A 17,871-nucleotide genomic window follows, 5' to 3' on the forward strand; every position below is an offset into this window, starting at 1 on the left:
TTTTGGTTGGAGAACCCATGCGAGCCATCATTCTTGCGGCAGGCCTCGGCTTGCGCCTGCAACAACCGCCCGAGGCGCAATTCCCGAAGTGCCTGCTGCGCTTCGACGACGTGTCGCTGCTCGAGCGCCATCTGCGTGTGCTCGACGCCGCGGGCGTCGATGAAATCGTGCTCGGGCTCGGCTTTCAGCACGAGAAGGTCGAGCAGGAACTGAAGCGCCTCGGCCGCACCGCCGAGATCGTGATCAACGAGCGCTACGACCTCGGCAGCGTGCTGACCGTGCATACCGTCGCCGAGGCGATGACGCGCGGCGGCGACGTGCTGCTGATGGACGCCGACGTGCTGTACGACGAGAACATCCTGCACGCGCTGGTCGCCGATGCCGACAAGTCGGTCGACCGCCTGCTGATCGATCGCGACTTCGAGGCCGGCGACGAACCCGTCAAGCTGTGCCTGAAGAACGGCGTGCCGGTCGAGCTGCGCAAGCAGCTCGCGGTCGACCTCGACTACGACACGATCGGCGAGTCGGTCGGCTTCTTCCGCTTCACCGAAGGCACCGCGCGCCGCCTCGCGAAAATCGTCGCGGGCTACGTCGACAGCGGCCGCGCGAACATGCCGCACGAGGAAGCCGTGCGCGACCTGCTGCTCGAAGGCGGCCACGCGTTCGACGTCGCCGACGTCACGGGTTCGCCGTGGATCGAAATCGACTTCCCGAACGACGTCGCACGCGCGACGCAAGAGATTCTCCCCCTGATTCAACGCACGACCGCAGGAGCCGCACGATGAACGCACGCGAACCCAACTTCTCCGAATCGCGCAGCGCACGCCTGCGCCGCATGCTCGTCAGCAGCGAACTCGAATTCCTGATGGAAGCGCACAACGGCCTGTCCGCGCGCATCGTCCGCGAAGCGGGCTTCAAGGGGATCTGGGCGTCGGGCCTCGCGATCTCCGCGCAGTTCGGCGTGCGTGACAACAACGAAGCGAGCTGGACACAGGTCGTCGACGTGCTCGAGTTCATGGCCGACGCGAGCGACCTGCCGATCCTGCTCGACGGCGACACCGGCTACGGCAACTTCAACAACGTGCGCCGCCTCGTGAAGAAGCTCGAGCAGCGCGGCATCGCCGGCGTGTGCATCGAGGACAAGCAGTTCCCGAAGACGAACAGCTTCATCGGCGGCGAGCGCCAGCCGCTCGCGGAAATCGACGAGTTCTGCGGCAAGATCAAGGCCGGCAAGGATTCGCAGACCGATCCCGACTTCTCGATCGTCGCGCGTGTCGAAGCGCTGATCGCAGGCTGGGGGATGGACGAGGCGCTGCGTCGCGCGAACGCGTACGCGGAAGCCGGCGCCGACGCAATCCTGATCCACAGCAAGCTGTCGCGCCCGGACGAGATCCTGCAGTTCGCGCGCGAATGGAGCGGCAAGGCGCCGCTCGTGATCGTGCCGACCAAGTACTACAGCACGCCGACCGACGTGTTCCGCCAGGCCGGCATCAGCACCGTGATCTGGGCGAACCACCTGATCCGCGCGTCGGCATCCGCGATGCAGGCGACCGCGCGCGAGATCCACGAGAGCGAAACGCTGATCAACGTCGAGGACCGCGTTGCATCGGTCAACGAGATCTTCCGCCTGCAGGACGCCGACGAGTACTCGGCCGCCGAGCGTATCTACCTGTCGTCGTCGTCACGCGCGTCGAACGCCGCGATCGTGCTCGCCGCGAGCCGCGGCAAGGGCCTCGAAGCCGTCACCGAAGACAAGCCGAAGGTCATGCTGCCGGTCGCCGGCAAGCCGCTGCTGCGCTGGCTCGTCGACGGCTTCAAGACGCACGGCGTGAACGACATCACCGTGGTTGGCGGCTATCGCGCCGACGCGATCGACACGTCGGGCATCAAGCTCGTGGTCAACGAACGCCATGCGCAGACGGGCGAACTCGCGTCGCTCGCATGTGCGGCCGAACGCCTGACCGGCGACACCGTGATCTCGTACGGCGACCTGCTGTTCCGCAGCTACATCGTGCGCGACCTCGCGGAAAGCGAGGCCGAGTTCAGCGTGGTGGTCGATTCGTCGCTGACGGAAACCAACCAGAGCGTGCGCGATTTCGCGCTGTGCTCGGCGGCGGACGATCGCGGCCTGTTCGGCCAGAAGACGTATCTGCAACGCGTATCGAGCGACGTCGCCGCAGGCACGCCGCACGGCCGCTGGATCGGTCTCCTGAACGTGCGCGGCGCGGGCGTCGAGCGCCTGAAGGCGATGCTCGCGACGCTGCAGGCACGCCCCGATTTCGACACGCTCGACATCCCGTCGCTGCTCAACGAGCTGATCGCCGCCGGCGAGAAGATCGAGGTGCAGTACGTGCACGGCCACTGGCGTGGCGTCAACGATCTCGAAGACTTCCGCCGCGCGGGCGACTTCGCGCACGGCCAGACGCCGCTGTCCGAGCCGGGCACCGGCAACGGGAGCGCGCAATGATCGAAGCGGCCCAGTTCGTCGAGGCCGCGCGCGAACGCGGCTTCGACTGGTACGCGGGCGTGCCTTGCTCGTACCTGACGCCGTTCATCAACTACGTGCTGCAGGACCCGACGCTGAACTACGTGTCGGCCGCGAACGAAGGCGACGCGGTCGCGCTGATCGCGGGCGCCACGCTCGGCGGCAAGCGCGGGATCGCGATGATGCAGAACTCGGGGCTCGGCAACGCGGTGAGCCCGCTCACATCGCTGACCTGGACGTTCCGGCTGCCGCAGCTGCTGATCGTCACGTGGCGCGGCCAGCCGGGCGTCGCCGACGAGCCGCAGCACGCGCTGATGGGGCCGATCACGCCCGCGATGCTCGACACGATGGAGATCCCGTGGGAGACGTTCCCGACCGACCCCGAACAGGTCGGCCCGGCGCTCGACCGCGCGATCGCGCACATGGACGCGACGGGCCGCCCGTACGCGCTCGTGATGCAGAAAGGCAGCGTCGCGCCGTATGAGCTGAAGGCGAACCCGGCGGCAGCGCCGCGTGCGCATGTCGCCGCACGGTCGGCAGCGCGCGCGGAAGCGCCCGCCGCGTGGCCGACCCGCCACGACGCGCTGCAGCGCGTGATCGCGCACACGCCGGTCGATTCGACCGTCGTGCTCGCGTCGACCGGCTTCTGCGGCCGCGAGCTCTATGCGATCGACGACCGCCCGAACCAGCTGTACATGGTCGGCTCGATGGGCTGCGTGACGCCGCTCGCGCTGGGTCTCGCGCTCGCGCGCCCCGACCTGCGCGTGGTGGCCGTCGACGGCGACGGCGCCGCGCTGATGCGCATGGGCGTGTTCGCGACGCTTGGCACCTACGGCCCGGCCAACCTCACGCACGTGCTGCTCGACAACGGCGCGCACGAATCGACGGGCGGCCAGGCGACCGTGTCGCAGCATGTGTCGTTCGCGGGTGTCGCGGCCGCATGCGGCTATGCGTCGGCCGTCGAAGGCGACACGCTCGACGTGCTCGATGCGGCACTCGGCGCGCGGGCCGATGGGGTCCGGCCATCCGGTGCACAGTTCGTGCGCGTGGCGATCCGCACGGGCGTGCCCGACGGCCTGCCCCGCCCGACCGTCACGCCGGTCGAGGTCAAGACCCGCCTGATGCGGCATATCGGCGCCGCACAGGCTGATGCCCATGCCGAAGGAGCTCACTGATGCTGCTGCTGAACCCCGGCCCGGTAACGCTGACCGAACGCGTGCGCCGCAGCCTGCTGCAACCCGACCTGTGCCATCGCGAAAGCGAATTCTTCGATCTGCAGGATGAAGCGCGTGCGCGCCTCGTCGCCGCATACGCGCTCGATCCGGCCGAATGGGCCGCCGTGCTGATGACGGGCTCGGGCACCGCCGCCGTCGAAAGCATGATCGCGGCGCTCGTGCCGCAGGACGGCAAGCTGCTCGTGATCGAGAACGGCGTGTACGGCGAGCGCATCACGCAGATCGCGACGCAGTACGGGATCGCACACGAGGTGCTGAAGCACGAATGGATGCAGGCGCCCGATCTCGCGCAGATCGCCGCGCGTCTCGACGCAGGCGGTTATTCGCACGTCGCGGTGATTCATCACGAAACGACGACCGGCCGGCTGAACGACCTCGGCGCGATCGCCGACGTGTGCCGCGCGCGCGGCGTGAAGATGCTCGTCGACGGCGTCAGCAGCTTCGGCGCCGAAGCGATCGACTTCGCCGGCGGCGTGATCGACGCGGTCGCCGCGACCGCGAACAAGTGCCTGCACGGCGTGCCGGGTGCCGCGTTCGTGATCGTGCGCCGCAGCGCGCTCGCGAAGGCGGCGAGCCGCACGTATTACCTTGATCTCGGCCGGCTCGCGAAGCTGCAGGATCAGCGGAATACGCCGTTCACGCCGTCCGTGCACGCGTATTACGCGCTCGTCGAGGCGCTGCGCGAGTTCGATGAGGCCGGCGGCTGGCGTGCGCGGCATGCGCACTACAAGGCGCTCGCCGATCAGGCGCAGGCCGGGCTCGCGGCGCGCGGGATGCCGCTCGTGCTGCCGGAAGGCGCGTCGTCGGTCGTGCTGCGTGCGTACCGGCTGCCGCAAGGCGTCACGTACGAGACGCTGCACGACGGGCTGAAGGCGCGTGGCTTCGTGATCTACGCGGGGCAAGGCGGGTTGTCGAAGGAACTGTTCCGGATCTCGACGATGGGCGCGATTCAAGCGGCTGATGTCGAGCGGTTGCTGGAGGGTTTTACGGCGCTGACGCAGTAACGCTGAACGCTTTGGCGACGAGAGGCCCGCAAGGGCCTTTTTTGTTGTTTGCGAGGTTCGGGAAAAGACGCGACAGTGCAGGTGACATTTGGCCGGCCGCGGGCACATGCGAGCGACTGTTGGCGAACCACTGCCGTCATTGCCCCGACGAAAACCGTACGTTGGGCGCAGTTGCGAGCCGGTGCCCGGTCGAGCGCCGGATCGGTTTCATCTTGATATCGATCTTTCCGACCGATCGCTTTGTTTGCCGGCATCGACGCAACCTGCCAAAGCAGGCCCGTTCAATCCCGCGTCCTGTCATTCCGCGGTGGTGACGCCACACACTCGGCCTGTACTCGAAGTCATTTGGCTCGCCTCAGCACGACCTCACCCGAGCCTCCCCCGGAGGCTGAGGGCGTGGTCCATCTGAGCTCGTCTCCCGAGAGGACAAACGGCCTGCGTTGCTCGACACCGTTCCAGTTTGGAAACGTGCTTGCTTCTATGTGAAAGGTAATGGTTCTGTCTGCTTCGTTTACGACGTACGTACCAAAATGTGCGATCGAACCTTGCACCACGGCGCGATATTCCTCTGCACTACCTTTCATTCGGTCGTTCGACACATACTTGGGTAAGTCGCTGCGCGAATTCACCAGCGCGTAGTGACCATGGCCATCAAAAATCACCAGACCGCGCGGATTAGATCCGTACATGGGTGTGCGGCTTCCATCCGGGCGGACGGTGTCGACCGAGACATACGTCCATGCGCCGGCGAGTTGCTGGTCCAATGACTTGTCCTGCTGCTGTTGACTCAACGCAACGCCCGATTGCATCGCGAGCCCCAGAAGCACCCATCGCGAAGCAGCGGTGACGATGTGGATACGATTCATGGTCCCTCTCTCCTCTCGCAAACTGACCCATAACGACAAATATAGAACGCAAGCAAGGAAAGGCGGAGGCAATCGCCGCCGCCCGGAATGCGCGAAGGCGGCCGTATCCGCCCGGTGTTCGGCACCAACCTCTACGGATGGGTCGGCGTCGAAGGCGAAGCCTGCGGCCCCGGCATCGGCGATGCGCGCAGCGAAGAGGCCCGCATGACGATCGCCGTCGAGAAAGCATCGAGCCACGGCTTCGCCAACCTGTCGATCACGGCGCACATCACGGAGACGCAGCGCAAGAACGGTGATTACTCGGATACGGGCAAGCGCACGACGCGCACGATCGTCCACTACGACGGCAAGTCGTACGGCATCGACATGTTCCGGAACTTCTGGTACTCGCCCGCCGCAATGAAGCGCTTCAAGTAAGGCCGGAGCGAATCACCACCCCACCCGCCTACTCCACCACCTTCGGCCCGATCGCGTCGGGCGGCGCCGGCATCCGCAGCGCATCGTCGCGCATGCGTCGCGCCTCGCGCGCCGTATAGCGATCCTTCAGCCGCAGGAACGGCATCTCGACGAGGAAATAACTCGCCATCGCGGCCAGCAGCGCCCACACGATGCCGAGCGGAAACGCATGCGCAACCGCCAGGCCCGGATTCGCGAACGGCTGCTGCCACAGATACAGGCTGAACGAGATCGTGCCGACGAACACGACCGGCGCGGCCCGCAGCCAGCGCGCGCACCAGAACTCGCTGCGGAAATTCAGCACGACGATCACGATCGCGATCAGCGCGGCCTCGAGCGTCACGCCGTAGGTCGCATTCCAGAAGCCGCCGAGCCGATGTTCGGCAAGCGGCATCCCGAACAGCATGATGAAGACGAGCGCCGTCACGATGCGCGTCTCGCCGCGCCACGAGCCGATCCATGCCTCGAGCCGTTCGCGCTCGAGCGCCGCGTAGCAGCCGATCAGGATCGGATCGACGCCCGTATGCAGCATCATCCCAAGCTGCCCGCGCAGCGCCGGCGCGACGAAATACGTGAGCGCGCGCACCAGCGGCACGGCCAGGATCAGCGCGGCCAGCCAGCGCGAGCCGCGACGGCGGGCGCCAAACACGAACAGCAGCGGCCAGCACCAGTAGAACTGCTCCTCGAGCGCGAGTGACCAGAAATGGCCGAGATACCACGCGCCGTCCGGATGCAGCACGTTGTCGCCGCTCAGCCCGAACCATGCCGAGTAATTCCACAGATGCAGCGCCGCATACAGCCACTGGCGGCGCTCGACGTCGAGCCAGCCGACGGCGGCGAGCACGCCGACGGTCGCGAGATACACGTAGCACGCCGGCCAGATCCGCAGCGCGCGGCGCACGTAGAACGACGTCAGCGCGATCCCGCCGGTGCGCGCGAACTCCGCACGCAGCACGTTGGTGATCAGGAAGCCGCTGAGGACGAAGAAGATCAGCACGCCGAGCCGGCCGTCGGCGATCAGCCGCAGCGGCGCGAGCCAGCCGGTGTAGCCGCCCGGCAGCACGTGTTCCGCATGGCCGACGACGACCATCGTGACCGCGACGGCGCGCAACCCGGTCAGCTGCTTGACGCGATGGTTCATCGGTTCGTTTCCCGTTGGCACGGTGGAGGAACGGAATGAAGGCCGGCGCCCGCGATCGGTGCGCCGATATGCCGCCGGGATTTTGTCTGAAAAATATCGGAACGAAATTGCTCAAAAAATTCCGCCGGGCATGCCGGCTGCAATGCCGCGCCGTGCAACCGGCATCGCCATCGCACGCAGCGGCCGGAATGAATGGGCATAATGACAAGCCTTGCCCGGCGGCCGCCGGGCCGATGCCGACACAACGAATCTGCGGCGCCGCAATATCCGCGATACCGGCGCTGCCGTATTCCGATCGCCCACCGGCCCGTGCCTCGTCCGCCGCCCTGCCGACCCTCACCCGGAGCCTGCCTGTGTACCCACCGATCGAACCCTACGCCCACGGCCACCTCGACACCGGCGACGGCCACCGCATCTACTGGGAACGCTGCGGCAACCCGTCCGGCAAGCCCGCGGTGTTCCTGCACGGCGGCCCGGGCGCGGGCTGCAGCCCCGACCATCGCCGCCTGTTCGATCCCGAGCGCTACGACATCCTGCTGTTCGACCAGCGCGGCTGCGGGCGCTCCACACCGCATGCGAGCCTCGACAACAACACGACCTGGGACCTGGTGGCCGACATCGAGCGGTTGCGCGAGATGGTCGGCGCGCAACAGTGGCTCGTGTTCGGCGGCTCATGGGGCAGCGCGCTCGCCCTCGCCTACGCGGAGACGCATCCGCAACGCGTCAGCGCACTCGTCGTGCGCGGCATCTTCACGATGCGCCGCGCGGAGTTGCTGTGGTACTACCAGGAAGGCGCGTCGTGGCTGTTCCCGGACCTGTGGGAAGAATTCCTCGCGCCGATTCCGGAAGCCGAGCGCGATGACCTGATGGCCGCATACCATCGCCGGCTGACGGGCGACGACGAAGCCGCGAAGCTCGAAGCCGCGCGCGCATGGAGCCTCTGGGAAGGCCGCACGATCACGCTGCTGCCCGACCCGGCGCTGGCCGCGCACTTCGCGGACGGCCACTACGCGCTCGCGTTCGCGCGGATCGAAAACCACTACTTCGTGAATCGCGGGTTCGTCGACGAAGGCCAGTTGCTGCACGACGCGCATCGCCTCGCCGGGATTCCGGGCGTGATCGTGCAAGGCCGCTACGATATCGCGACGCCCGCGCGCACCGCGTGGGATCTCGCGAAGGCATGGCCCGACGCGAGGTTCGAGATCGTGCCGGATGCCGGACACGCATACAACGAACCAGGCATCCTGAAGGCGCTGCTCGCGGCGACGGACCGGTTCGCGGTGTAAGCGCAAGCAACGCTGCACATACCGCGCAACACCACGCGGCGCGCGGCAGCCGGCCATGCCGGCCGGCACGCGCCGCCCCGCTCAGAGCGCCGCTTCGACGATCGTGCGGCCGCTGATCGCCCGCTCGACGAGTTGTTCATCGCCAACCTTGCGGATTGCATCGTCGAGCAGCCCTTCCGGCTCCTCGGTCGCGACCTTCAGCAGGCCCGACAGGCCGCGTGCATCGAGCACCACGAGCGTTTCCATCGAATCCGCACGGCTCACGAGCACGCGGCGGAACGCCGGGCCCGCGCCGAAGCTCGCGCAAAGCTCGATCGTCTCGTTGCCGAGCGTGTAGTCGAAGTTCTTGATCATGTCTGCCGCCGTTGCAAGGGAATGGCGACGCCCGACGGCGCGGCGCCGTGACGTCGACGCACCCGTGCGTGCCGCCGGCGCCGGATCGGGTCCGATCCGTTCGCCGGCAACACCATGCTAGGCGGGCAGTATTAACGACGACTTAAACGTCCGGCGACCGGCGCATCAGGCCTTAGAGCGCCTCATCGAGCGGCTCGACCGTCACACCGACCTTCAGCTCCTGATCCGCGCCGCCGCCGCGAATCACGCCGCGCAGCGGCGTCACGTCCGCGTAGTCGCGGCCGATCGACAGCATCACGTAGTCGTCGCCCGGCGCGCGGTCGTTGGTCGGATCGAGCTGCAGCCAGCCGCCGTCTTCGGGCCACGCCGGGTCGTACACGTCGACCCATGCATGCGATGCGTCCGCACCGATCAGCCGCGGCTGCCCGGGCGGCGGCTGCGTCAGCAGATACCCGCTCACGTAGCGCGCGGCGAGCCCGAGCGAGCGCAGCGCGCCGATCATCACGTGCGCGAAATCCTGGCAGACGCCCTTGCGCAATCGCAATGCATCGAGCGCCGTCGTCGTGATGTCGGTGCTGTTCGGCGTATACGCGAAGTCGGCGTGAATCCGCCGCATCAGGTCCCACGCGGCCTGCACGAGCGGCCGCTGCGGCGTGAAGCTGGCAGCTGCATACGCAGCCAGTTCGGGATCGCACGCCACATGCGGCGACGCGAACACGAACTCGCTCGCCGCGTCGTACGGCTGCCCCGCGCGAAACCGCAGGCGGTCGCGCACAGCTTCCCATGCGGTTGCGTGCTCGGCGTCGGGATGCGCGATCGCGGGCGGCGGCGCGCCGCGTGCGCCCTGCGACCAGACGGGCGGGCTCACGCGCACCGTGCTGCGGCTGCGCACGAGCAGCGCATCGTGAGGCTGGTTCAGCGCGAACGATGCGCGCGCGTTGCCGAACGCGTCGATCTCGGTGCCGACCGCTTCCGGTCCGGGTTCGATGTCGAGCGCGAACGACAGCACCTGCTGGCGCGGCGTCGCGAGCGGCTGCAGCCGCGCCTGGTGCTGGGCCGATTCGACGCGCGCCGCGTAGCGATATTCGGTGTCGTGCGTGACGCGCAGGACACGACCGGCCGACGTCGTCGACGTGGCCGACGTGGCCGATGCATTCGAGGCCGCAGGCACGACCGCCGCCGCTGTCTCCTTCGCACTGCCGGGGGCGGCCGCGGGCGGCGTCTTCGCCGCGTGTTTCGGCGTCACCATAGCGTCCTGCCCGCCTCGCGAACGTGGCTGAAATACCGCTCGCCGATCCGGTTCGACAGATCCCACACGGCCTTCACGGTCGTATCGAGCGCATCGAGCAGCGTGTCGTGCCGACCATCATCGCCGGTTTCACACAGTTCGTGCAGCGACCACGCGGGCACGTCCGGAATCGTCTCGGCGAGTTCGGACAGCGCATAGCCCTCGCTGCGCTCGACCTTCGTCAGCCGGCCGCGCAACGCCTGCACGACCCAGCCGAGCGAGCGCGGATTGTCGGTGTCGAGCAGGACGAGCGACAGCAGCGGCGCGACGTCGAAGCCGCGCTGGAAGCGCGAGCGGAACGTGATCGTGCTGTCGAACAGCTCCAGCACGAGTTCGAAGCCGTCCTGCCGGTGCACCGCGCCCTCGTCGAACGCGAACTTCAGCACGCTGCACAGGAAGTCCAGCCGGTCGATCTGCCGCCCGATCGACAACAGCCGCCAGCCGTCGTCGCGCGTCATGTTGTCGGTTTGCGCGCCGGTGATCGCGCCGAGCAGCAGCCCGAGGCGCTCCAGCAACTGCAGCGCTTCGTTGCCGATCTGCTCCTCGGCTTCCGGATGATCGGCGCTGTCGGCGAACAGTTGCGTCGCGTCGTCGATCAGCCGCCACTGATCGCTCGACAGCCGTTCGCGGATCGCGGCAGCCGCACCGCGCATCCCGAACAGGCAGGACGCGACGCCCGACGTGCGGTCCGCGCCGCGCGTCAGCGACGTCGCGAGCGCGTACTGGAACGCACGCGGCGCATCGACGGCGTTCGGCGCGTCGGGCGCGATCAGGCCGGTGTCGCGGCACAACGTGTCGATCAACTCGAGATGCGCGGGACTGTCGACGTCGTCCTCGCCGCGCAGCCGTTCGAGCGCGGCGCGCGCGAGACGCATCAGGTTGGTCGCGCGCTCGGTATAGCGGCCGAGCCAGAACAGGTTCTCCGCCGCGCGGCTCGCGATCGCGCGCGGGCGCTCGACCAGATCGTCAGGGCCGAGACGGGTCTGCAGCAGCGTCGTCGAATCGACGATGCCTTCGGTCATCACCCACGTATCGACCGTGCTGCCGCCGCGCGGCATCGGCGCGTTGAACAGCGTATCGCGCGTGCCGACCCGCGACAGTCCGCCCGGCAGCAGCCGCCAGCGCTGCGCGCCGTCGGCGAGCGCGAACACGCGCAGCAGCAGCGGCTTCGGCACGATACGCGCGCCGCCGCTACCGTCGGACGCGTCGTGCCCCGGCCAGGTCGGCGCCTGCGACAACGGCAGGTCGGCCTGCACCGTGTAATGCTCGGGCCGGGCCAGGATCCGCGCACGCCATTCGGCCAGCTGCGCCGGCGTGAGCCGCGCGCCGATCACCGGGTCGAACGCGCCGCCAGCCTGCACCTCGGGCGGATACGACGGCTTCACGATGCTGCGCGCAAGCTGCGGCAGCGCGTCGCCGCACGCGGCCGCCTCGCCGCACCACCACGAATGCACGGCCGGCAGCGTCAGCGTTTCGCCGAGCAGCCCTTCCGCGAGGCGCGGCATGAAGCCGAGCATGCCCGGCGACTCGAGGAAGCCCGAACCCGGCGCATTCGCGAGCAGCACGTTGCCCGCCCGCACGGCCTGCAGCAGGCCGGGCACGCCGAGCATCGAATCGGGGCGCAGTTCGAGCGGATCGAGCCACGCGTCGTCGACGCGCCGCAGGATCCCGTGCACGGGTTCGAGCCCGCGCAGCGTCTTCAGGAAGACGCGGTTGTCGCGCGCGGTCAGGTCGCCGCCCTCGACGAGGGTGAGGCCGAGGTAGCGCGCGAGATACGCATGCTCGAAGTAGGTCGCGCTGTGCGGCCCGGGCGTCAGCAGCACGATCCGCGAATTCTTTCTGGCGGGACAGAGCGCCTGCATGCTCTGCAGCAGCGACCGGTATGCGGAAGCGAGCCGCTGCACGCGCAGTCCGCGGAAACCGCGCGGAAAGAGCCGCGACACGATCAGCCGGTTCTCGAGCAGATAGCCGAGGCCGGACGGGCCCTGCGTGTGCTGCGCGACGATCCGCCATTGGCCGTCGGGGCCGCGCGCGAGATCGAACGCGACGACGTGCAGCCACGTGTCGCCCGGCACGCGTGCGCCGCGCATCGCGCGCAGGTAGCCCGGGTGGCCGGTCACGAGCGCGGGCGGCAGCAGCCCGCGCTGCAGGATCGTCTGCGGTCCGTACAAATCGGCCATCGTCGCGTTCAGCAGCCGCACGCGCTGCAGCACGCCGCGCTCGATCGCGACCCAGTCCTCGGGCGTGACGATCAGCGGCAGCAGGTCGAGCGACCACGGGCCGGCCGCGCCGTCGCCCGCGCGTTGTTCGTGGAGCTGGTAGAACAGGCCGTTCTCGCGCATGCGGCGCTGCAGCGCGTCGGCGCGGCGGTCGAGGTCGGCCACGCCGTCGCTGCCGATCGACGTGAAGAAGCTGCGCCATGCAGGGGCGAGCAGCGGCGCGGTGAGGCCGGCGGCACTGCCGCGCAGTTCGTCGTAGCGGCCGGCCGCGGCCGGCGCCGCGAGCGCGGCGGCCAGTTCCGCGGCGTCCGGCTGCGCGCCGGTATCGAAAAGCGTGGGCATCGCGTCGGCGTCGGCGAGATCGTCGGGGTGAATGGGCGGCACGGTCGATATCGTTCCGTCGTCAGGGGGCGGCGATGCCCGCGCGCCGCCGCACCGTCGTCCGGGCACGGCAGACGCGGCGGGCGGCCGCAGTCTGCCCGCATCCTAGCACTCCGGCCGGCGCGCCGGGAGGTCGGAAACCGCGCATCGTCGTCCGTCCTTTCATCCGACGATCAGGGCCGTCGCAGGTCGAGCGTGAACGGGAATTCACGGCTCGGCGCGGCGGCCGCCACGTCCATCCGCCCCGGCGTGTGCCCCATCGCGACGAAGCGCGCGAGCCGGCGGCTCTCGGCTTCGTACGCGTTGACCGGGAACGTCGCGTAGTTGCGCCCGCCCGGGTGCGCGACGTGATACCGGCAGCCGCCCAGCGAGCGCTGCAGCCACGTATCGACGATGTCGAACGTGAGCGGCGCATGCACGCCGATGGTCGGATGCAGCGCCGACGGCGGCGCCCACGCCTTGTAGCGCACGCCCGCGACGTATTCGCCGACGGTACCGGTCGGCTGCAACGGCAACGCGCGGCCGTTGACGGTCACGACGTGGCGGTTGTCGTTCAGCCCGGTCACACGCACTTCGAGCCGTTCGACCGACGAATCGACGTAGCGCACCGTGCCGCCGGGCGCGCCCTCCTCGCCCATCACGTGCCACGGCTCCAGCGCGCCGCGCAGCGACAGTTGCATCCCGTTCACCGCGATCTGGCCGAACAGCGGGAAGCGGAATTCGAAATGCGGCGCGAACCACGCGGGATCGAACGCGAAACCGGCGTCGCGCAGCTCGGCCAGCACGTCGTCGAAATCCATCTGCAGGAACGCGGGCAGCATGAAGCGATCGTGCAGCGCGGTGCCCCAGCGCGTGAGCGGCGTCGTATACGGTGCGGCCCAGAAGCGCGCGACCAGCGCGCGCAGGAGCAGTTGCTGCACGATGCTCATCCGCGCATGCGGCGGCATCTCGAACGCGCGCAGTTCGAGCAGGCCGAGCCGCCCGGTCGACGAATCCGGCGAATACAGCTTGTCGATGCAGAATTCGCTGCGGTGCGTGTTGCCGGTCACGTCGATCAGCAGGTTGCGCAGCACGCGGTCGACGAGCCACGGCGGCATGTCCTGCCCGAACAGCAGCTTGTTGCGCTGGATTTCCGCGAATGCGATGTCGAGCTCGTAGAGCTGGTCGTTGCGCGCCTCGTCGACGCGCGGCGCCTGGCTCGTCGGCCCGATGAACAGCCCCGAGAACAGGTACGACAGCGACGGATGGTTGTGCCAGTAGGCGATCAGGCTCGCGAGCAGGTCCGGGCGGCGCAGGAACGGGCTGTCGGCCGGCGTCGCGCCGCCGAGCACGAAGTGGTTGCCGCCGCCCGTGCCGACGTGTCGGCCGTCGACCATGAACTTCTCGCTGGACAGCCGCGACTGCCACGCGGCGTCGTACAGGAATTCGGTCTGGCCGACGAGTTCGTCGAAGCTCTTCGCCGGATGGATGTTCACCTCGATCACGCCGGGATCGGGCGTGACCTGCAGCAGCTTGAGCCGCGCGTCGCGCGGCGGCGGATAGCCTTCGAGCACGAGCTTCACGCCGAGTGCCTGCGCGGTCAGCTCGATCGCCGCGAGCAGGTCGAGATAATCCTCGAGCGCGGCGAGCGGCGGCATGAACAGGTACAGGATGCCGTTGCGCACTTCGGCGCACAGCGCGGTGCGCGTGATCCACGCGGCCGATTCGAAGCGCTCGGGGTGGCGCTGCGGGTCCTGCGCGGCAGGCGCGTGCCGGTCGCCGGCGGCGCTGCCGTCGCTGCGCAACTGCATGACCGTTTGCGCGGACGCTTCGCGATGCACGCCGGCCAGGTAACGCGGCGCGTCGGCCGCACCCGCATGACGCGCACGGAACGCGGCCGCGTCCGGCAGCGCATCGCGCGGCGCGAACGGATCGCGTTCGACCAGGTACGGATAGTCGGCACCGGCGACCCACGGCAGCGAATCGAGCGGCAGCCGATAGCCCATCGGCGAATCGCCGGGCACGAGGTACATCCGTTCGTCGCGGAAGAACCACGGGCCGGTCTGCCAGCGCGGACCGTCGAGGCCTGGCCGATCGCGGCCCGGCACATCGTCCGCGCGCTTGATCGGCAGCACGTAGCCGACCACGCTGTCGAGCTGCTGGTCGAACACCTTGCGCAGCCGCGCGCGCTCGAGCTCGTCGTCGAGTCGCGAGTCGAACGGATCGACGTTGACGGGCAACTGGCGCTCGCGCCACAGGTAGTACCAGACATCCTCGTAGCCGGACCGCACGAATTCGTCGGTCAGGCCGAGGCGCGCGGCCAGTGCGTCGATGAAGCGCTTCGCGTCCTCGGTCGTGCACGCGGACGGCTCGCGCTCGTCGGCGAACAGCGACGGGTCGTGCCACACGGGCTGGCCGTCGGCGCGCCAGAAGATCGACAGCGCCCAGCGCGGCAACTGCTCGCCCGGATACCACTTGCCCTGCCCGAAATGCAGGAAGCCGCCTTCGCCGTATTCGGCGCGCAGCCGCTGCACGAGTTCGGTCGCATAGCCGCGCTTGGTCGGGCCGAGCGCATCGGTGTTCCACTCGGCGCCGTCGCGATCGTCGATCGACACGAAGGTCGGCTCGCCGCCCTGCGTCAGCCGCACGTCGCCGGCCGTCAACGCGCCGTCGACCTGCGCGCCGAGCGCGCGCACGACGTCCCATTGCTGCTCGGTATACGGCTTCGTCACGCGCGGCGATTCGTACACGCGCGTCACCACCATCTCGTGCTCGAACGACACTTCGCATTCGTCGATCAGCCCCTCCACCGGCGCGGCGCTGGTCGGCTGCGGCGTGCATGCGAGCGGGATGTGCCCTTCGCCGGCGAGCAGGCCCGAGGTCGGATCGAAGCCGATCCAGCCCGCGCCCGGCAGGTAGACCTCGCACCACGCGTGCAGGTCGGTGAAGTCGACCGACGTGCCGCTCGGGCCGTCGAGCGCCTTCACGTCGGGCGTGAGCTGGATCAGGTAGCCGGACACGAAACGCGCGGCGATGCCGAGATGCCGGCACAGCTGCACGAGCAGCCACGCGCTGTCGCGGCACGACCCGGACGCGAGCTCGAGCGTCTGCTCGGGCGTCTGCACGCCCGGCTCCATCCGCACCAGATAGCCGATGTCGTGCTGCAGCTGCTGGTTCAGCGCGACGAGGAAGTTCACGGTGCCGGCCGGCGTGCGGTCGACGCCGTCGAGATACGCGCGGAACAGCGGCGCCGCACTCGTCTGCGGATCGCACACGAGGTACGGCGCGAGTTCGGTCTTCAGCGCATCGTCATAGCTGAACGGGTATTGCTCCGCGCTCGCTTCCAGAAAGAAGTCGAACGGGTTGTACACCGACATCTCGGCAACCAGGTCGATCGTGATCTCGAAGTGTTCGGTGCGCTCCGGAAACACGAGCCGCGCGAGATAGTTCGAGAACGGGTCCTGCTGCCAGTTGATGAAGTGCTGCGCGGGCTCGACGGTCATCGAATACGCGACGATCGGCGTCCGGCAGTGCGGCGCGGGCCGCAGCCGCACGACCTGCGGCCCGAGGTTGACGGGCCGGTCGTAGCGGTAGCGGGTGGTGTGATGCAGCGCGACGTGAATGGGCATGGGAGAGCCGCTCGGTTCGGGTTGGACCGGCCGCGCGCGCCGCGTCGCCGTCGCTGCGGCGGCACGGCACGGCGGGTTCGGAGAAGGTGTGCGTCAGACCAGTTCGGGCGACTGCACGACGCTGATCTCGATGCCGACGGCGCTCGCGCCGAGCCCCGTCACCGGTTGCGCGTCGCGATAGTCGAGGCCGACGGCGATGCGCACGTAGCGCTCGTCCGGGCAGCGGTTCATGAACGGATCGAAGCCGACCCAGCCGAGCCCTTCGACGTAGGCCTCGGCCCACGCATGACCGGCCGGCTGCTGCATCAGCGCGACGGACTGCGGCTGCGCGGCGAGTGCCGCCTGCGGCAAGCCCTGCGACTGTGCGGCATGCGATGCGCCGAGCACCTGCTGCATGCCGTCGCCCGTCTGCAGCGCGAGCGCTTCCTCGGCATCCTCGTCGCTCGCGCTCTGCTTCGCGTCGGCGATGCGCTGCATCGCGCTGTCGGCGAGCACGTAGCCCGAGATGTAGCGCGCGGGCACCTTCAGCGCGCGCGCGGCCGCGATGAACGCGTGCGCATGGTCGCGGCTGGTACCCTCGCCGCTTTGCAGCACGGTTTCGGCATCGACCGGCGCGTCGGCCAGGTTCGGCGCGTATGCGATGCGGTCGTGCACTTCCGTCATCAGCCAGTGCAGCGCATCGAGGCTGTGCGGCTCGATCGGCAGCGCCTGCGCGAGCTCGCGCACGGTGTCGCCGGCTTTCGTGAGCGCGGTCTCGCGCTCGAAGATCCACGGCGGCGCATAGCCCTCGGGGTTGCCGAGAATGCCCGCGCGGTCCTGCGTCTCGACGACGCCGGCCGCGACCACGACGACCTCGTTCTTCGCGCCGCGGTCGTGGCGCACGAGGTCGATCCGGTTGCCGAATCCGTCCGCATAGGAAAGCGTCGGCTCGACGCCGTCGATCGTGACCTGCCACGCGCGCACCGTCTGCCCGGGCCCCGATTGCGGGCGCAGCCGCAGCCGTTGCAGCGCGTGGGTGGCTTGATCGTCGAACTGATAACGCGAGATGTGTCGGATGGCGAGTCGCATGGCAAGTCTCAGTCGAAGTTGTAGGCCTGGGCGATATCGATCCCGAGGCTGTTGTTGCGGCCGATGAAGTCGGTCAGGAACTCGTGCAGGCCGCTCTTGAAGATCCGCTCGACCGAGGTATCGGACAGCATCTGCAGAATCTTCGTGGCCGTGTCGTGACACGGGTGTGTCACGCCGTAATCCTTCGCGAGCAGGTTCAGGCTCGACACCACGCGCCCGTAGCAATAGCGCAGCGAGCGCGGCATGCGGCCGTTCAGGATCAGGTAGTCGGCGATGTTCATCGGCTTGTACTGCACGTCGTACACCCAGCGATACGACCGGTGCGCGGCCACGCAGCGCAGGATCGTCTCCCACTGGTAGTTGTCGAGGATCGTGCCCACGTGCGACACCGACGGCAGCAGCAGGTGGTATTTCACGTCGATGATCCGCGCGGTGTTGTCGGCCCGCTCGACGAACGCGCCAATCTGCGCGAAATCGAAG

At 68.6% G+C, this 17,871-nt stretch carries 13 protein-coding genes and 1 pseudogene; 6 read left to right on the plus strand and 8 right to left on the minus strand.

Annotated elements, in window-relative coordinates:
• The first annotated feature begins 17 nt into the window (after positions 1-17).
• From U4Y91_RS16065 to U4Y91_RS16080, 4 genes are read left to right on the plus strand one after another with little or no spacing between them, the layout of a single operon-like run.
• Positions 18-785 carry a phosphocholine cytidylyltransferase family protein gene (locus U4Y91_RS16065; protein WP_321805841.1) on the plus strand — a complete coding sequence of 256 codons (768 nt, stop codon included), beginning with the start codon at positions 18-20 and terminating at the stop codon, positions 783-785.
• A complete protein-coding gene (aepX, locus tag U4Y91_RS16070) occupies positions 782-2,467 on the plus strand; it encodes a phosphoenolpyruvate mutase (protein ID WP_321805842.1) in 1,686 nt (561 codons plus the stop codon). Before U4Y91_RS16065 ends, aepX begins: the two co-directional genes overlap by 4 nt.
• Positions 2,464-3,660 carry a phosphonopyruvate decarboxylase gene (gene aepY, locus U4Y91_RS16075; RefSeq protein WP_321805843.1) on the plus strand — a complete coding sequence of 399 codons (1,197 nt, stop codon included), beginning with the start codon at positions 2,464-2,466 and terminating at the stop codon, positions 3,658-3,660. Before aepX ends, aepY begins: the two co-directional genes overlap by 4 nt.
• Positions 3,660-4,724, plus strand: coding sequence for a 2-aminoethylphosphonate aminotransferase (locus U4Y91_RS16080; RefSeq protein ID WP_321805844.1), 1,065 nt, complete (start codon positions 3,660-3,662; stop codon positions 4,722-4,724). The genes aepY and U4Y91_RS16080 overlap by 1 nt, the downstream gene beginning before the upstream one ends.
• Positions 4,725-5,065: 341 nt before the next feature.
• Here U4Y91_RS16080 and U4Y91_RS16085 read toward each other — a convergent pair whose 3' ends face one another.
• Entirely contained in the window at positions 5,066-5,590 is a 525-nt protein-coding gene (locus U4Y91_RS16085) for a lipocalin-like domain-containing protein (RefSeq protein ID WP_321805845.1), read from the minus strand.
• Between the two features lie 87 nt (positions 5,591-5,677).
• Here U4Y91_RS16085 and U4Y91_RS16090 point away from each other — a divergent pair.
• Positions 5,678-6,007 (plus strand): annotated as a pseudogene (locus tag U4Y91_RS16090) (multidrug ABC transporter ATPase); the annotation flags it as partial.
• A 28-nt stretch (positions 6,008-6,035) separates the two neighbouring features.
• Here the strand turns inward: U4Y91_RS16090 and U4Y91_RS16095 are convergent.
• Positions 6,036-7,187, minus strand: a complete 1,152-nt coding sequence (locus tag U4Y91_RS16095) for an acyltransferase (protein ID WP_321805846.1) — start codon at positions 7,185-7,187, stop codon at positions 6,036-6,038.
• A 353-nt stretch (positions 7,188-7,540) separates the two neighbouring features.
• Between U4Y91_RS16095 and pip the strand changes: the two genes are divergently transcribed.
• Positions 7,541-8,473, plus strand: a complete 933-nt coding sequence (pip, locus tag U4Y91_RS16100; RefSeq protein WP_321805847.1) for a prolyl aminopeptidase — start codon at positions 7,541-7,543, stop codon at positions 8,471-8,473.
• 81 nt (positions 8,474-8,554) lie between these two features.
• On the opposite strand, the gene U4Y91_RS16105 is transcribed toward pip, so the two are convergent.
• The 6 genes from U4Y91_RS16105 to U4Y91_RS16130 all read right to left on the minus strand — a co-directional run.
• Positions 8,555-8,827, minus strand: a complete 273-nt coding sequence (locus U4Y91_RS16105) for a hypothetical protein (RefSeq protein WP_089469567.1) — start codon at positions 8,825-8,827, stop codon at positions 8,555-8,557.
• A gap of 172 nt (positions 8,828-8,999) precedes the next feature.
• A complete protein-coding gene (locus U4Y91_RS16110; RefSeq protein WP_321805848.1) occupies positions 9,000-10,076 on the minus strand; it encodes a transglutaminase family protein in 1,077 nt (358 codons plus the stop codon).
• Positions 10,070-12,676, minus strand: coding sequence for a circularly permuted type 2 ATP-grasp protein (locus tag U4Y91_RS16115; RefSeq protein ID WP_321805866.1), 2,607 nt, complete (start codon positions 12,674-12,676; stop codon positions 10,070-10,072). The genes U4Y91_RS16110 and U4Y91_RS16115 overlap by 7 nt, the downstream gene beginning before the upstream one ends.
• A gap of 212 nt (positions 12,677-12,888) precedes the next feature.
• Positions 12,889-16,323, minus strand: coding sequence for a transglutaminase family protein (locus U4Y91_RS16120; RefSeq protein WP_321805849.1), 3,435 nt, complete (start codon positions 16,321-16,323; stop codon positions 12,889-12,891).
• Between the two features lie 93 nt (positions 16,324-16,416).
• On the minus strand, positions 16,417-17,391 hold the full coding sequence (locus tag U4Y91_RS16125; RefSeq protein ID WP_321805850.1) for a transglutaminase family protein: 975 nt from the start codon (positions 17,389-17,391) through the stop codon (positions 16,417-16,419).
• A gap of 8 nt (positions 17,392-17,399) precedes the next feature.
• The coding region (locus U4Y91_RS16130; protein WP_321805851.1) for an alpha-E domain-containing protein at positions 17,400-17,871 on the minus strand (472 nt) is incomplete at its 5' end.

The sequence above is a fragment of the Burkholderia sp. BCC1993 genome (genome assembly GCF_905339865.1).
GTDB lineage: Bacteria > Pseudomonadota > Gammaproteobacteria > Burkholderiales > Burkholderiaceae > Burkholderia.

Coding starts and splice junctions, on each gene's coding strand:
- U4Y91_RS16065 (WP_321805841.1), top strand. CDS start 18: ATGCGAGCCATCATTCTTGCGGCAGGCCTCGGCTTGCGCCTGCAACAA.
- aepX (WP_321805842.1), top strand. CDS start 782: ATGAACGCACGCGAACCCAACTTCTCCGAATCGCGCAGCGCACGCCTG.
- aepY (WP_321805843.1), top strand. CDS start 2,464: ATGATCGAAGCGGCCCAGTTCGTCGAGGCCGCGCGCGAACGCGGCTTC.
- U4Y91_RS16080 (WP_321805844.1), top strand. CDS start 3,660: ATGCTGCTGCTGAACCCCGGCCCGGTAACGCTGACCGAACGCGTGCGC.
- U4Y91_RS16085 (WP_321805845.1), bottom strand. CDS start 5,590: ATGAATCGTATCCACATCGTCACCGCTGCTTCGCGATGGGTGCTTCTG.
- U4Y91_RS16095 (WP_321805846.1), bottom strand. CDS start 7,187: ATGAACCATCGCGTCAAGCAGCTGACCGGGTTGCGCGCCGTCGCGGTC.
- U4Y91_RS16105 (WP_089469567.1), bottom strand. CDS start 8,827: ATGATCAAGAACTTCGACTACACGCTCGGCAACGAGACGATCGAGCTT.
- U4Y91_RS16110 (WP_321805848.1), bottom strand. CDS start 10,076: ATGGTGACGCCGAAACACGCGGCGAAGACGCCGCCCGCGGCCGCCCCC.
- U4Y91_RS16115 (WP_321805866.1), bottom strand. CDS start 12,676: ATGCCCACGCTTTTCGATACCGGCGCGCAGCCGGACGCCGCGGAACTG.
- U4Y91_RS16120 (WP_321805849.1), bottom strand. CDS start 16,323: ATGCCCATTCACGTCGCGCTGCATCACACCACCCGCTACCGCTACGAC.
- U4Y91_RS16125 (WP_321805850.1), bottom strand. CDS start 17,391: ATGCGACTCGCCATCCGACACATCTCGCGTTATCAGTTCGACGATCAA.